The sequence below is a fragment of the Leyella stercorea genome (assembly GCF_019052365.1).
Classification (GTDB): Bacteria; Bacteroidota; Bacteroidia; order Bacteroidales; family Bacteroidaceae; genus Prevotella.
Map to the genome: position 1 here is coordinate 16,803 of NZ_JAHQUY010000015.1, position 15,646 is coordinate 32,448.

Consider the following 15,646-nt stretch of genomic DNA (forward strand, 5'->3'; position numbering starts at 1 on the left):
TTAATCCTCAGCAAGCTTCAGCTGCTCTGCAACCTCGTCGCAGATGCGCTTTGCAAACTCTTCCTTAGTCATGGTAGCCTGCTCGCCACCACCCTGCTTACGCATAGAAACGAGACCCTCTGCAGCCTCCTTCTCGCCAACTACAACCATGTACGGAACACGCTTGAGCTCGTTGTCGCGAATCTTGCGGCCGATTTTCTCGTTGCGGTCGTCAATGAGTGCGCGTACGCCAGCCTTGTCGAAGAATGTCTTCACCTCGCGAGCGTAGTCGTTATACTTCTCCGAAATCGGGAGGATAGCCACCTGATCAGGGATGAGCCACAACGGGAAGTGACCTGCTGTATGCTCGATGAGTACGGCTGTGAAGCGTTCGAGCGAACCGAACGGAGCGCGGTGAATCATAACCGGTGTCTGCTTAGAGTTGTCCTCTGCAGTATACTCGAGCTTGAAGCGCTGCGGCAAGTTGTAGTCAACCTGAATTGTACCAAGCTGCCAACGTCTGCCGATAGCATCCTTCACCATGAAGTCGAGCTTCGGACCGTAGAACGCAGCCTCGCCTACTTCCTCGCGAGTCTCAAGACCCTTCTCGCGGCAAGCCTCGCGGATAGCGTTCTCGCTCTCAGCCCAAATCTCCTCGCTACCGATGTACTTCTCAGTATCCTTCGGGTCGTGAAGTGAAATCTGTGCCTCGTAGTTCTCGAAACCGAAGATGCGGAACACCTTAAGGATGATGTCGATGATGTTCTCAAACTCCTGCTTTACCTGCTCTGGGCGCACGAAGATGTGAGCATCGTCCTGGGTGAAGGTACGAACACGTGTCAAGCCGTGAAGCTCGCCACTCTTCTCGTAGCGGAATACGGTACCGAACTCTGCGATGCGCAACGGCAGATCCTTGTACGAACGCGGTTTGCGTGCGAACACCTCGCAGTGGTGCGGACAGTTCATCGGCTTGAGCATATACTCCTCGTCCTCCTCAGGTGTGTGGATAGGCTGGAAAGCGTCCTTGCCGTAGTGAGCGTAGTGGCCCGATGTTACGTAAAGGCTCTTTCCGCCGATACCCGGAGTGATAACCTCCTCGTAGTTGTACGGCTTAAGCATCTTGCGGAGCATCTCCTGCAAGCGCAGACGCAACTGTGTACCCTTAGCAAGCCAGATAGGCAGACCCTTACCTACACGGTCAGAGAACATGAAGAGTTCCATCTCCTTACCAATCTTGCGATGGTCGCGCTTCTTAGCCTCCTCAAGCATGAGGAGATACTCGTCGAGCATCGACTTCTTCGGGAACGAGATACCGTAGATACGTGTCATCTGGTCGCGCTTTGCATCGCCACGCCAGAACGCACCTGCTACGCTTGTAATCTTCACAGCCTTGATAGCACCTGTGTTCATCAAGTGCGGACCACGGCAAAGGTCGGTGAAGTTGCCCTGTGTGTATGTAGAAATTGTGCCATCCTCGAGGTCTTCCTCGATATGCTCGCACTTGTACTCCTGACCATCAGCCTTGAACTCTGCGAGAGCCTCAGCCTTTGACACTTCGCGACGAACGACAGCTTCGTTCTTCTTAGCGAGTTCCTTCATCTTAGCCTCAATCTTGGGGAAGTCGTTCTCACTGATAACATCACCCTGCTTCGGCATTACGTCGTAGAAGAAGCCATTCTCCACAGCCGGACCAAAGCCGAACTGAATGCCAGGATAGAGTTCCTTCAGCGCCTCAGCCAAGAGGTGGGCAGAAGTATGCCAGAAAGTGTGTTTGCCTTCCTCGTCCTCAAACTTGTAAAGAGCGATAGTAGCATCCTCGTTGATAGGACGGTTGAGTTCAACGGTTTCGCCATTGACACCGCAAGATACAACGTTGCGAGCGAGAGCCGGCGAAATGCTCTCGGCGATTTGTAACCCCGTCACGCCCTGTTCATACTCACGAACAGAACCATCAGGAAAAGTGATTTTAACCATAACAAATTAGTTTTATTTAATCAAATTGTTTACAAAGGTATACTTTTATTTTTACATAGAACTATTTTTCCGAAAAAATATAAACTTTTTTATTTGTAATGAAATATCCTGCTATTTACTTACTAATAACACATCTTTTTATTATGCCCAGTTTGTTTGCCATTCACAGAAATAATAATTAATTTTGCATATTAATCTCCAATACATAGAGACGGCAAATCTCACAAATACTGACAACAGAACTCACAAGTATAAACAATTAATCAAATACATATATATTATAACAATGGCAAAGATAAAGATCGAGACACCGAAGGGCGACATCATCGTGCGCCTCTACGACGACACCCCGAAACATCGTGACAATATGCTGAAGCTCGTTGAAGAGGGCTTCTACAACGGAACGCTGTTCCATCGCGTCATCAAGGACTTCATGGTGCAGGGCGGCGACCCCGACAGCAAGAATGCGCCGAAGGGAAAGCAGCTTGGTGCAGGCGGACCCGACTACACTATTGAGGCTGAGTTCACACCTACACACTTCCACAAGCGCGGAGCTCTTGCTGCAGCACGCTTAGGCGACGAGGTAAACCCCAACAAGGAGTCGAGCGGCAGCCAGTTCTACATCGTGCTCGGCGAGAAGTACAACCAGGGACAGCTCAAACAGATGGAGAAGCAGATGAAGCAGAACCAAGAGACCATCACCTTTAACGATCTTGTGACCTACTACAAGAAGGAGATTATGGAGATGCGCAAGAACCGCGACCGCGCCGGACTGCAGGAGATGCAGGAGCGCCTTATGAAAGAGGCGAAGGAGATATGTAAGCAGAATCCCGTTGGCTTCAGCGCAGAGCAGATGGAGGCTTACACGACTGTTGGCGGCACTCCGTTCCTCGATGGCGAGTACACCGTGTTCGGAGAGGTAGAGGAAGGACTGGACGTTGTAGACGCTATACAGAACGTCGACACCGACCGTGCCGACCGTCCTACTGAGGACATCGCCATGACTATCACACGTATTGACTAACAATTCATTATGACACCGACAGAAGAGAAAGCACTTACCGTATACAAAGCAAGTGCGGGTAGCGGAAAGACATTCACGCTATCCGTAGAATACATAAAGCTGCTCATCAAGAACCCGATGAGTTTCCGTTCGACACTCGCTGTTACGTTTACGAACAAAGCTACTGAGGAGATGAAGACACGTATCCTCAGTCAGCTTTATGGTATATGGAAGCAACTCCCGAAGTCGAAGGATTATATAGAAAAGATAAAGAGCGAGCTTGGTGTGACCGAACAGTTTATGTCCGATCGCGCCAAGATCGCTCTTTTTAATATTGTACACAACTACAGCTACTTCCGCATCGAGACCATCGACTCGTTCTTCCAAAGCGTGCTGCGCAATCTTGCACGCGAGCTCGACCTCACGGCCAACCTGCGCATCGAGCTTAACGACCGACAGATTGAGAGCATCGCCGTAGACGAGATGATCGACGAACTGGGCGAAAAGGACGAACTGCTAAAGTGGATTCTCGGTTATATAAAGGAGAACATCGACGACGACAAGAACTGGAACGTCATCGGCTACATAAAGTCGTTCGGCGAGAACATCTTCCGCGAGTTCTACAAGACAAAGAGCAAGGAGCTTAACACATTGCTGCACGAGAAGGGCTTCTTCGAGCAGTACACCAAGCGCATCAGAACCATACGCGACGAAGCCGAAGCGGAACTGAAAAGCGTTGCGGCGGAGTTCTTCGAGGCTCTCGAAACGGAGGGCGTTGACATCACCGACCTTAGCTACGGCAAGTCGGGACCTGCCGGCTACTTCATCAAACTGCAAAACGGACAATACGACGAGAGCATCATCACGGGCAGAGTGCAGAAGGCGCTCGACGAAGGCTCTGCCGACTGCTGGACAAAGAAGAGTGCGCCGCAATCGCTGCGCCACTTCGCCGAGGAGACCATCGTGCCGTTGCTCGAAAAGGCTGAATCTACGCGCAAGAGCAACTGGAAGATGTACGCATCGGCGGTGCTCACGCTGAAGCATCTCAACCAGCTGCGCCTGCTCAACAGCATTGAGCGGAAGGTGCGCGAGATGAACGTCGAGGCAAACCGCTTCCTGCTCAGCGACACCCACACCCTACTCCACTCGCTCATCAAGGATACCGACTCACCGTTCATCTTCGAGAAGATAGGCTCGCATCTGGAGAACGTGATGATCGACGAGTTCCAGGACACGAGCACCGTGCAATGGCAGAACTTCAAGGTGCTGCTCGAGGAGTGCATGAGCCACAGCGAAGAGCACGGCAACCTGATTGTGGGCGACGTGAAGCAGAGCATCTACCGCTGGCGTTCGGGCGACTGGCGTATGCTGAACAACATCAAGGGCGAGTTTCCGCAGGTGAGCGACATGCTCGACATACGCACGCTGACACACAACTACCGTTCGTCGCGCCGTGTCATCAACTTCAACAATGCTTTCTTCGAGCGCGCCGCCGAGATAGAGTTCGACGATCTTAAGGAGTGCTGCGGCGAGGACGACATGCAGCTTGCCGAACAGCTGAAGAGTGCGTACGCCGACGTGTGCCAGCAGGTGCCCGACAAGCGCGAGGACTCCGGATACGTACATATCGAGCTGCTTCCGCAGGACGACTACACCGACATCACGCTGAACAAGACGGTCGAGACAGTAGACCATCTGATAGAACTCGGCGCCGAGCCTTCGGACATAGCCATCATCGTGCGCTCCAACAACACCATACAGCAGATTGCGGAGCACTTCGCCTGTGTGCGTCCCGAACTGAAGATTGTGTCTGACGAGGCTTTCCGTCTCGACAACTCTACGGCGCTGAACATCCTCGTAGCGGCGATGCACTCGCTGACGCACCAGGACGACAAGCTGACAAGGGCGTACATCGCAAAGGCTTACCTCACGAAGGTGAAGGGCGTAGACCTCGAAGCTGCCAACCGCATGGTTTCTACCGAGGAGGGCGTAGAGGAAGCGTTGCCTGCCAGCTACCGCGACCACAGCGACGAACTGCTCGTGATGCCTATCTACGAACTTGCCGAACGTCTTTACAAGATATTCAGTCTTGAGCGCATCTGCGGCGAAGACGCCTATGTATACGCTTTCTTCGACTGCCTCACCAGTTTCCTCACCTCAAACACAGCCACACTCGACGACTTCGTTGAGGAGTGGAACGAGAACTTCGCATCGAACACCATCCAGGCACGCTCTATCGACGGCATTCGCCTTATCACCATACACAAGAGTAAGGGTCTGGAGTTCAAGCACGTCATCATTCCGTTCTGCGACTGGCGCATGGAGAAGACCAACACTATATGGTGCGAGCCTACGGAGGCGCCGTTCAACGAACTGCCGCTTGTGCCGGTAGACTTCAGTGCAAAGCAGATGATGGGCACTATATACGAGCGCGACTACATCGTGGAGCATCTGCAGAACTGCGTAGACAACCTCAACCTGCTCTACGTGGCGTTCACCCGCGCCGAGCGCAGCCTCATTGTATTCGCACGCCGCGGCAACGCATCGCTGCGTTCGTACGTGATAGAGCAAGCGATAAGCGACATGCAGCTGCCCGATTGCTCGCTCGATGGCGATCTCACCACCTCAGGGGGTGCACTTAAAGGGGGTGCACTTGTCTCAAGTGCACCAAGAACAAGTGCACCAACCAATCTCAACACCTCAACACCCGACCACATCACCCTTACTTATGGCGAGATAGACACCACCAAGGAGAAGAAAAAGGCTGAGGAGCCGAACATCTTCACGCCGCACGTAGAGAACATCCTGCTGCCGATGAAGACCTACGCCTCGAACGTAGAGTTCAAGCAGAGCAACAAGAGTCGCGACTTCATCAACGACGAGGCTGACGACGAGCAGGCCGAGCAGCAGTCGTACATCAAGACGGGTCTGCTGCTCCACTATCTGTTCTCGAACATCGAGACAGCCGACGACGTAGACAGCTGTCTGCACGACATGGAGATGGAAGGTCTGTTCGACGAGAGCGTCATCACACCGAACAAACTGAAGAACATGCTGCACAAGCGCTTCTCTAACCCAAAGGTGAAGGAGTGGTTCGGGGGCGGCTGGACGCTCTTCAACGAGTGTTCCATCCTCAGCTACGACCCACACACCGACAAGCTGACGGAACACCGCCCCGACCGCGTGATGAAGCGCGGCGACGAGGTGCAGATCGTCGACTTCAAGTTCGGCAAGCCGCAGCCCGAGCACACCGACCAGGTGCGGCGCTACATATCGCTCACACACGACATGGGCTACACCGACGTGAAGGGCTACCTCTGGTACGTCTATTCGGACAACATCGTTGAAGTTTAACAAAAAAGGAAAACAACATGAACAAGACATTCTTAGAATATGTCGCAGAAGATATAATCGGCAAGTACGGCACCGACCTCTCGCGCATCGCCGTGGTGTTCCCGAACAAGCGCGCCGCTCTGTTCCTCAACGAGCATCTTGCACGTATTGCGGGTCAGCCCGTATGGAGCCCTGCCTACATCACTATCAGCGACCTCTTCCGCCAGCATACCGACCTCAAGCCAGCCGACCCTATAAAGCTGATATGCGACATACACAAGTCGTTCACGAAGTGTACGGGCATCGACGAGACTCTCGACCACTTCTACGGCTGGGGACAGCTGCTGCTTGCCGACTTCGACGACATCGACAAGAACATGGCAGACGCCGACAGCATATTCTGCAACCTTAAGGACATTCACGAGCTCGACGACATATCTTATCTCGACGACGAGCAGAAAGAGATGCTGAAGCGCTTCTTCGCCAACTTCAGCGACGACATCGAGTCGGAACTGAAGAAGCGCTTCCTCAGTCTGTGGTCGCACTTCGGCGACATCTACCACGACTACAACCGCCGCCTCACCGAGCAGGGCATAGGCTACGAGGGCGCCATATATAGAAAGGTGGCAAGCGAGGAGACGCTCCACCTAAAGTACGACAAGTATCTGTTCGTAGGCTTCAACCTCATACAGAAGGTGGAGCGTGTGCTGTTCAGCCGACTGATGAAGGAGGGCAAGGCGAAGTTCTACTGGGACTTCGACGAATACTACATGCCGACAGCCAGAGCACAGCAGTCTGCTTCGGTTCCGAACAACACAGCGTCGTTCGCCGCTTACCTAACCGACTTCCCAAACGAGCTCGACAACACCGACCGCAACATCTACGCCAACATGCGCCGACCGAAACGCATACGCTTCATATCCTCACCCACGGAGAACGCACAGGCGCGCTTCGCGAGCAACTGGCTCCTGGAGAACGACCGCTACAAGGCTGGCCGTAAGACAGCCGTCGTGATGTGCGACGAGAGCATACTGCTGCCCATAATGCACAGTCTGCCGCCCGAAGCCGACAAGGTGAATATCACGAGCGGTTTTCCGCTCGCCATGACGCCCGTAGCGTCGCTCGTGATGCTGCTCTTCGACCTCTACACGCTCGGCTTGCGCAAGAAGGGCACCGCCTTCAACCCCCACTACCTTAAGAAGCTCATGGCGCATCCCTACGCACGCCACCTCCAGGAGGTGCACTTAAAGGGGGTGCACTTGTCTCAAGTGCACCAAAAAGAAGAACAGCAAACAATAGGAGATAATTCAGGGTGCATGGGTATGGCAGGAATGCCATACCCTCCTACAAGTGCGGCACTTCTACAACACATTGCCACACTCGTGAAGCAGGTGGGCATAGCCACAAAGCAGGAGGGCGATGCACTCACGCAAGAGTCGGTATTCCGCATGTTCACCATACTCAACCGCCTCGCGGCATTAGCAGACAGTGGCGACCTCGTGGTCGACAACACAACGCTGCGCCGACTGGTGTCGCAGCTCGTAGGCGCAGCGTCGATACCGTTCCACGGCGAGCCCGTTGTGGGCGTACAGATAATGGGTGTGCTCGAGACGCGCAACATCGACTTCGACAACGTGCTGCTGCTATCGTGCAACGAAGGCAACATGCCGAAGGGCGTCAACGACTCGTCGTTCATACCCTACTCCATACGCAAGGCGCACGGACTCACCACCATCGACAACAAGGTGGCTATCTACTCCTACTACTTCCACCGCCTGCTGCAGCGCGCCGGCGACATCACCATCGCCTACAACAACTCTACCGACAACGGACACACCGGCGAGATGAGCCGCTTCATGCTGCAGCTGCTCGTGGAGAGCGGACAGAAGATAGATCACTATAGTCTGACGGCGAAGAACCAGCCGACGCCACTCATGCCGAAAGCCATAGAGAAGGACGAGGCCGCCATCGACAAACTCGAGGAAATGAGCAAGCTCTCGCCCTCGGCTATCAACACGTACATACGCTGCAAACTGGCGTTCTACTACCAGTACATAGCACACATAAAGGAGCCTGACAGCGACCCCGAGACTATCGACAACCGCATGTTCGGCAACATCTTCCACCGCGCAGCTTACCTTATATATAAAGATATCACCGACCATAGTCCGGTTATTGAGAAAGCTCACATACAGGCTTATCTCAGCAACCGCAAACTGCTGGCAAGCGTCGTAGACCGCGCCTTCGAGGAGGAGGAATGCAAGACCAACAACGGACTGCAGATCATCAACCGCGAGGTGATAATAGAGTATATCACCAAGCTGCTGAAGATAGACCAGCAGCTCTGCCCGTTCAGCATCCTGGCTATGGAGGAAGAAGCGAAGGTGTACACGCAGCTGTCGTTCACCATCCCCTCAGGGGGTGCACTTAAAGGGGGTGCACTTGTCTCAAGTGCACCAACCAAGCAGTACGACCTCACCATCGGCGGCATCATCGACCGACTCGACGCCGTCACAGACAAGCAGACCGGCAAGCGCCGCATACGCGTGGTCGACTACAAGACGGGCAACAAGCCGTCGAGCGCGATAAAGAGCATCGAGGAGGTGTTCGACCCGAAGAACATCGCCAGCAAGCACTCCAACTACTTCCTGCAGGCGATACTCTACTCGCTCATCGTGAGCCGTTCTAAGGAGTGGAACGCCGCTAACGACGCCGTCAGCCCCGCGCTGCTATTCATAAAGCAAGCCGCAACCAACGGCTACGACCCGACGCTCTGCATCGACAAACACCCGATAAGCGACGTAACAGTCTACGAGGAGGAGTTCCTCACAAAACTGAAGGAAACCGTAGCCGACATGTATTCCCCCGACGCCGCCTTCACGCCCACTGACGACAGAAAGAAGTGTGAGCTTTGCCCCTACCGAATGCTATGCGGACTATAGTAACTCTTTTGCTAAAGTCATCGTCACCCGTACGCAATCCAATCGGACGGCGGACGCAATCCAATCGGACGACGAACGCAATCTGATCGGACGGCGAACGCAACCCAATCGGGCGGCGGACGCAATTTGATCGGGCGGCGGACGCGAACGGTGACGACCACGGATGTGAACAAGAAGATGATAAGAGTTTGCGGAATGATGTCATTCATCACTTTGTCAGATGTTAAATAAGATAATTCTTGTTAAACGAATCATATCTTACCTCTCATGTTTATACCTTTGCACGCAAATTTTAATAATCAAAAGGATAACATTGTTTAATAAAAAAAGAAAAACATGAGAGAAGATACAGAAAAATCGGTAGTCTGCAACCATCATCGAATAAGCTTCTTGGGATTGCTCGTCACTTTAGGCATCGTGTTTGGCGACATCGGAACGTCACCACTCTATGTGATGAAAGCCATCCTCCATACAGGCGAGACCATCGACGAAAGCACCATCCTCGGCGCATTGTCATGCATCATCTGGACACTCACCCTACAGACCACCATCAAATATGTATGTGTGGCGCTGCGTGCTGACAACAATGGCGAAGGAGGCATACTCGCCCTCTACGCCCTGCTGCGCCGACTCAAGAGCAAGTGGATTTACATATTGGCCATCATAGGCGCCAGCACCTTGCTGGCAGACGGAATCATCACCCCTGCCATCACGGTTACCACAGCCATCGAAGGACTCGAAAGCATCAGTCCTGATCTGCCGGTCATCCCAATTACACTTGCCATCATCACCATCATCTTCTTCGTACAGCGGTTTGGCACAGAGAGCATAGGCAAGTCGTTTGGGGTATTCATGCTGCTATGGTTTCTGCTGCTGGGCGTGGTGGGAGCCGTCAGCATCACGTCTTACCCCATGATACTAAAGGCTTTCAATCCCTATTACGCAGTTGTTCTGCTAACACAATCGCCAGAATGGTTCTTAATCCTTGGCGCCGTGTTTCTCTGTACTACTGGTGCAGAGGCTCTCTACTCCGACTTGGGACATTGTGGCAGAAAGAACATCACCATCAGTTGGGCATTTGTAAAGACCATGCTCATTCTCAACTATCTGGGACAGGGCGCTTGGGTGCTGAACCATGTGCCAACAGCCTTGTCCGTGAATCCGTTCTTTTCCATAATGCCGCAGAGCATGTTGTTCTTCGCCATCATCATGGCCACGGGTGCGGCTATCGTTGCAAGTCAGGCACTTATCAGCGGCACCTTCTCCATATTGAGCGAAGCCATGAACCTGCACTTCTGGCCGCGTATGCGTATAAAGCATCCTACCCATGTAAAAGGACAACTCTATATCCCGATGATCAACCTTGCCATGTACATCGGCGTGGTTCTCATCATACTGCTCTTTCGCGACTCCTCACACATGGAGGCTGCGTACGGACTCGCCATCACCATCACCATGCTGATGACCACCCTTCTGCTCGGTTTCTACCTGCACAGCAAGGGCGTGGCACGAGTCCTCACGATATTGTTTATGGGCGCATACTGCACCATCGAAGCCATCTTTCTGGCAGCTAACCTTTCAAAGTTTCTCGCTGGAGGATGGTGTACGATGCTCATTGGCGGAATCCTGTTCCTGATGATGTATGTATGGGTTCATGCCATGAAGATACGCCGCCATTATGTCTGCACCAAACCGCTGGATGACTATTATCAGATTATCTCCGACATCAAAGCCGACGAGAGCATCCCCAAGTACGCCTCCAATCTTGTCTATGTAAACCATGCCGACAAGGAAGGCGCCGTAGACGACAAACTGCTCTATTCCATCATCAACAAGCAGCCCAAGCGTGCCGATCATTACTGGTTTATAAATATGGAGTTTGTAGATACTCCAGACACGTTGGAGTACAGCTGCGAAACTCTGGTGCCAGACACTCTCTATAGTGTGACGATGCACATAGGTTTCCGCATTGAGCCTCGTGTGAGTCTATATCTGCGACAAGTGGTGGAAGACCTTGTGGCAAGCAAGAAGGTAGATTTAAAAAGCACCTATCCTTCGCTTCGTAAGAACGGAATACCTGGCGATTTCCGGTTCATCATCATCCACCGCGTATACTACCCGGAGAGTTCCGCCAACCGTCAGCAGAACTTGTTGATGAGTTTCTACGCTCTTATCAGCAAGATAGGCATCGACGAGCCTAAGGCCTTGGGCCTCGACACTTCTATGGTGGTGGTAGAACGTGTGCCGCTCATCATCAACCAACGTAACAGAAGCATCAGGCGCATCACGCAGATTGTGAACAAAAAGGAAGAACAGAAAGAAAAAGGATGTTTGTAATAAACTTTCGCGAACGATTTGCGTCTAATTGAATGTATGGTATTTGTAAATTTTTAATTTGTAGCTTATGAAAAGAATTATGAGAATTTTGATGATTGCCATTTGTTGCATGATGTCATTCAATATCGTAGCAAATGCGGGCAACGACAAACCTATCAATGTTAATGAACTTCCTGCCAAAGCTCAGACCTTGCTTACAAAGCATTTCAATGGTCAGAAGGTGATGCTTGCTACGATTGAGTCTGGCGTTGTCAGCAGAAGCTATGACGTTGTTCTACGGAATGGCACGAAGCTGGAGTTCGACAAGAAAGGTAATCTTACTGAGATTGACTGCAAGCAAGGCATCGTGCCCAGCCAACTGATTCCGCAACCCATCAAGAACTACTTGAAGGAGAATTATAGAGGAGAAGCTGTGAGAAAGATTGAGTTGAACAAAAAGGAATACGAGGTGGAACTGACGAACGGAATTGACCTTACCTTCAACAAGCACTTTCAACTGATTGATATCGACTGATCGGCAGAAAAAGAAAAACCGACTGATTTTAAAGCGAAGAGCATAAGAATACAACATGCAGATATTATTAGCAAACGCCAAGATAATGTTAGACAAGACGGACAGAAAGCCGCTCTCCACCCCACTCTTCCAGAACGTAGCCGACACTCTGGCTGCAGAAATGGCAAGGATGGACGTTGAGGATTTGGCTCGGCAGCTGGATTGCAGCCAGAAGATAGCGACTGAGAACTGGAGACGCTATCAGAACTTTATGGCAGCCGAGAAGATGCCAGCCCTGCTTGCCTACAACGGTCAGGCATACAAGCATCTGCGTGCCAGCACCTTGAGCGACGAGGCATTGGAATACGCCCAAAAACATCTCTGGATAACGTGCTTCCTATATGGTCTGCTTCGCCCAATGGACGGTATTGTGCCTTATCGTATGGAGCATTGCGTCACGCTCGAAGCAACAAACGACAAGCCCATAAATCAGTTCTGGAAAGACCGGCTGACAGATGTGCTAATAGACTGCGTGTGGGCAGACGACGGCATCCTCCTGCATCTCTCCACAGAGGAATATGAGCATCTATTCGACTGGAAGAGGGTATGTAAGGAAGTGACGGTCGTACAGCCTCTCTTCTATGTGCGACAGAAAGACGGCAGACTGAAGATGCAGGCTGTATGGGCGAAGTCGTGCCGCGGAGCTATGGTACGCTTCGTTCTGAACAACCGCCTCACCACTCCCGATGAACTTTCAGCTTTCAGCTACGAAGGCTTTGAATTTGCCCCACAATCAGACAAATCGACTTTCCCATATTTTGTAAGAGAGCAATTATGAATTAATGTGGAATAAGAGTATGAACATTATTCAACTCATAGTTTGTTTATCTCAGATTGAACATATATCTTTGCAACATAAAACAAACATAACAAAATTATGAACATAGGAGACAAAATACCCGAGATTCTTGGCATCGACCAAGACGGACACGAAATCAAGGCAAGCGACTACAGAGGTCGCAAGATTGTGCTTTACAGCTATCCTAAGGCAAACACCAGCGGATGCACAGCCGAGGCATGTTCCCTCCAGGCGCATAAAGAGGAGTTGGCTGCTGCCGGCTACGAGATAATAGGTGTCAGCAAGGACAAGCAGACCCTGCAAAAGAAGTTCGCCGACACCCAAGGACTGCAGTTCCCGCTAATCGCCGACACCGAGACAACACTCTTGCAGCAACTCGGCTGCTGGGGCGAAAAGGTAGCCTGCGGCAGAAAAACCATCGGTATTCTCCGCACAACATACCTCGTTGACGAGAATGGCATCATTCAGAAAATCTTCACACCGAAAGAAATAAAGACGAAGATTCACGCCGAACAGATTCTGCAATACATTCAAAAGTAAAAAAGTAAAAGAGTAAAAAAGTGAGAAGCTATACTGGCTTTCTGCTTTTTTACTCTTTTACTTTTTTACTCTTAAAAGCCCTTTTTACTCTTTTACTTTTATCAGAACGGTGCCGGTTCAGAAGAATCTCCGAAGGGCGAACCATCCATCATATCGGGTGGCAACGGCACATCGCCGCCGTTCATCTTGCTGCCGATAATCTCTGAGCCATACGGCACGTCGACGATAGGCGCAGCCTGCTTCTGCGGATCCTGGAAGCGTGTAAACTCGCCACGGAACGTGAGGAGCACGTCGCCCGTGGCACCCTTACGGTGCTTGGCGATGATAATCTGCGCCATACCGCGAAGGTCGTTGCCCTTCTCGTCGGTGAGAATATGATAATACTCGGGGCGGTGTACGAAGAGCACCATATCGGCATCCTGCTCGATGGCTCCCGACTCACGAAGGTCGGACAGCTGCGGACGCTTACCCTCCAAACCCTCACGGTTCTCAACTGTACGGTTAAGCTGCGAGAGAGCGAGGATAGGAATGTCAAGCTCTTTGGCGAGACCCTTCAGCGACTGCGAAATCTTCGACACCTCCTCCTGACGGCTACCGAAGCGCATACCGTTAGCGTTCATAAGCTGGAGGTAGTCGATCATGATAATCTTCACGCCCTTCTCGCGCACAAGACGACGTGCCTTGGTGCGCAGCTCGAAGATAGAGAGGCCCGGCGTATCGTCGATGTAGAGCGGCGAGCCCTGCAGGTTGCGCACATTCTTGTCAAGGCGTTCCCATTCGTCGTCGGAGAGCTGACCATTAAGCATCTTGTTGCCCGGAATCTCGCAGACGTTAGAGATAAGACGATTGACGAGCTGCACGTTGTTCATCTCAAGAGAGAAGAAAGCGATAGGCGTATGATAGTCGACAGCTATGTTCTTAGCGAGCGAAAGGGCGAACGAGGTCTTACCCATGGCAGGACGTCCGGCGATGATGACAAGGTCGGAACTCTGCCAACCACTCGTCTTCTCGTCGAGTTTCTCGAAGCCCGTAGGCACACCCGTCAAGCCGCCGGCGTTGGCAGACGCTTTCTGAAGAATGTCGATGGCACGGGTGATGACGGGGTCTACCTGCGTGTAGTCCTTCTTCATGTTGCGCTGCGAAAGCTCGAAGAGCGAGCCTTCCGCCTCCTGCATCAGTTCGTCTACGTCCTGCGTCTCGTCGAACGCCTTTGTCTCAATGACGCTGGCATAGGAGATGAGCTGTCGGGCGAGGAACTTCTGCGCAAGAATCTTGGCGTGATACTCGATGTGAGCCGAAGAAGCCACGTGCGAGCTGAGGTCGACAATGTAAGGCGCACCGCCCACGTCGTCGATAGTGCCCTCACGTTTCAACTCGTCTACTACGGTCATGATGTCGACCGGGTTCTCGTTCATCGAGAGCGTCTGTATCGCGTTGTATATCTTCTGGTGGCGCGGTTCGTAGAATGTCTCGGGGCGCAATGTCTCGGACACGATAGAGAACGCATCCTTATCGATCATAAGCGCACCAAGCACCACCTTCTCTATGTCAATGGCTTGCGGCTGCAGATGGCCGTAGTTCTTGTCGAAAGCCTTTGGCGCAGCTTTCGAAGAGCGTTTTGTAGTAGGATTATCTGGCATGAATGAAACTTTGAGTTTTGAGTTTTGAGTTTTGCGCTCGGCTTTGCCGCTTGCCAGAGCAAGAATTGTGCGCTTTGCGCATTTTGAATTTATGAGTTGGGACTTGTGAGTTGTGAATTCAGAATTCAAAACTGAATAATTCATAATCGGCGAAGCCGATAATTCAAAGCTCAAAACTCAAAATTCAAAACTCATAAACTCTACACTTTATTATTCTCCGGGAATATGACTGAGGGGCGGAAAGTCTTAGCCTCCTCAAAGTCCATGAGGGCATAGGAAATGATTATCACGGTGTCGCCCACAACAACCTTGCGTGCTGCTGCACCATTCAGGCAGATGCAGCCCGAGCCGCGTTCGCCCTTAATAATGTAGGTCTCGAAGCGCTCACCGTTGTTGTTGTTCACAATCTGCACCTTCTCGCCTTCAATCATATTGGCAGCATCCATGAGGTCTTCGTCGATGGTGATGCTGCCGATATAGTTAAGATTCGCCTGTGTTACCTGCGCACAATGAATCTTCGACTTTAATACTTCTATCATCATATTT

Annotated in this window: 10 protein-coding genes; 7 read left to right on the plus strand and 3 right to left on the minus strand. The window is 51.8% G+C overall.

The genetic code is table 11. The features are described 5' to 3' along the window. Entirely contained in the window at positions 1-1,953 is a 1,953-nt protein-coding gene (gene thrS / locus KTQ90_RS04570; RefSeq protein ID WP_022157549.1) for a threonine--tRNA ligase, read from the minus strand. 286 nt (positions 1,954-2,239) lie between these two features. Between thrS and KTQ90_RS04575 the strand changes: the two genes are divergently transcribed. The 7 genes from KTQ90_RS04575 (at position 2,240) to KTQ90_RS04605 (ending at position 13,460) form a co-directional block, all read left to right on the plus strand. Continuing rightward, positions 2,240-2,977 carry a peptidylprolyl isomerase gene (locus KTQ90_RS04575; protein ID WP_217317358.1) on the plus strand — a complete coding sequence of 246 codons (738 nt, stop codon included), beginning with the start codon at positions 2,240-2,242 and terminating at the stop codon, positions 2,975-2,977. 9 nt (positions 2,978-2,986) lie between these two features. Beyond that, positions 2,987-6,310 carry a UvrD-helicase domain-containing protein gene (locus KTQ90_RS04580; protein ID WP_217317359.1) on the plus strand — a complete coding sequence of 1,108 codons (3,324 nt, stop codon included), beginning with the start codon at positions 2,987-2,989 and terminating at the stop codon, positions 6,308-6,310. A gap of 17 nt (positions 6,311-6,327) precedes the next feature. Further along, positions 6,328-9,231, plus strand: coding sequence for a PD-(D/E)XK nuclease family protein (locus KTQ90_RS04585; protein WP_217317360.1), 2,904 nt, complete (start codon positions 6,328-6,330; stop codon positions 9,229-9,231). Positions 9,232-9,567: 336 nt separating this feature from the next. Continuing rightward, positions 9,568-11,568, plus strand: a complete 2,001-nt coding sequence (locus tag KTQ90_RS04590) for a KUP/HAK/KT family potassium transporter (protein ID WP_217317361.1) — start codon at positions 9,568-9,570, stop codon at positions 11,566-11,568. A 109-nt stretch (positions 11,569-11,677) separates the two neighbouring features. Further along, positions 11,678-12,082, plus strand: coding sequence for a PepSY-like domain-containing protein (locus tag KTQ90_RS04595; protein ID WP_254360393.1), 405 nt, complete (start codon positions 11,678-11,680; stop codon positions 12,080-12,082). A gap of 55 nt (positions 12,083-12,137) precedes the next feature. Continuing rightward, positions 12,138-12,899, plus strand: a complete 762-nt coding sequence (locus KTQ90_RS04600; protein ID WP_217317363.1) for a YaaA family protein — start codon at positions 12,138-12,140, stop codon at positions 12,897-12,899. A gap of 99 nt (positions 12,900-12,998) precedes the next feature. Then, positions 12,999-13,460 carry a peroxiredoxin gene (locus KTQ90_RS04605; RefSeq protein WP_217317364.1) on the plus strand — a complete coding sequence of 154 codons (462 nt, stop codon included), beginning with the start codon at positions 12,999-13,001 and terminating at the stop codon, positions 13,458-13,460. Between the two features lie 101 nt (positions 13,461-13,561). On the opposite strand, the gene dnaB is transcribed toward KTQ90_RS04605, so the two are convergent. Next, positions 13,562-15,100, minus strand: a complete 1,539-nt coding sequence (gene dnaB, locus KTQ90_RS04610; RefSeq protein ID WP_217317365.1) for a replicative DNA helicase — start codon at positions 15,098-15,100, stop codon at positions 13,562-13,564. A gap of 200 nt (positions 15,101-15,300) precedes the next feature. Next, positions 15,301-15,642 (minus strand): aspartate 1-decarboxylase, encoded by a 342-nt coding sequence (gene panD / locus KTQ90_RS04615; protein WP_007897649.1) that lies wholly within the window; start codon positions 15,640-15,642, stop codon positions 15,301-15,303. Positions 15,643-15,646: the final 4 nt, after the last annotated feature.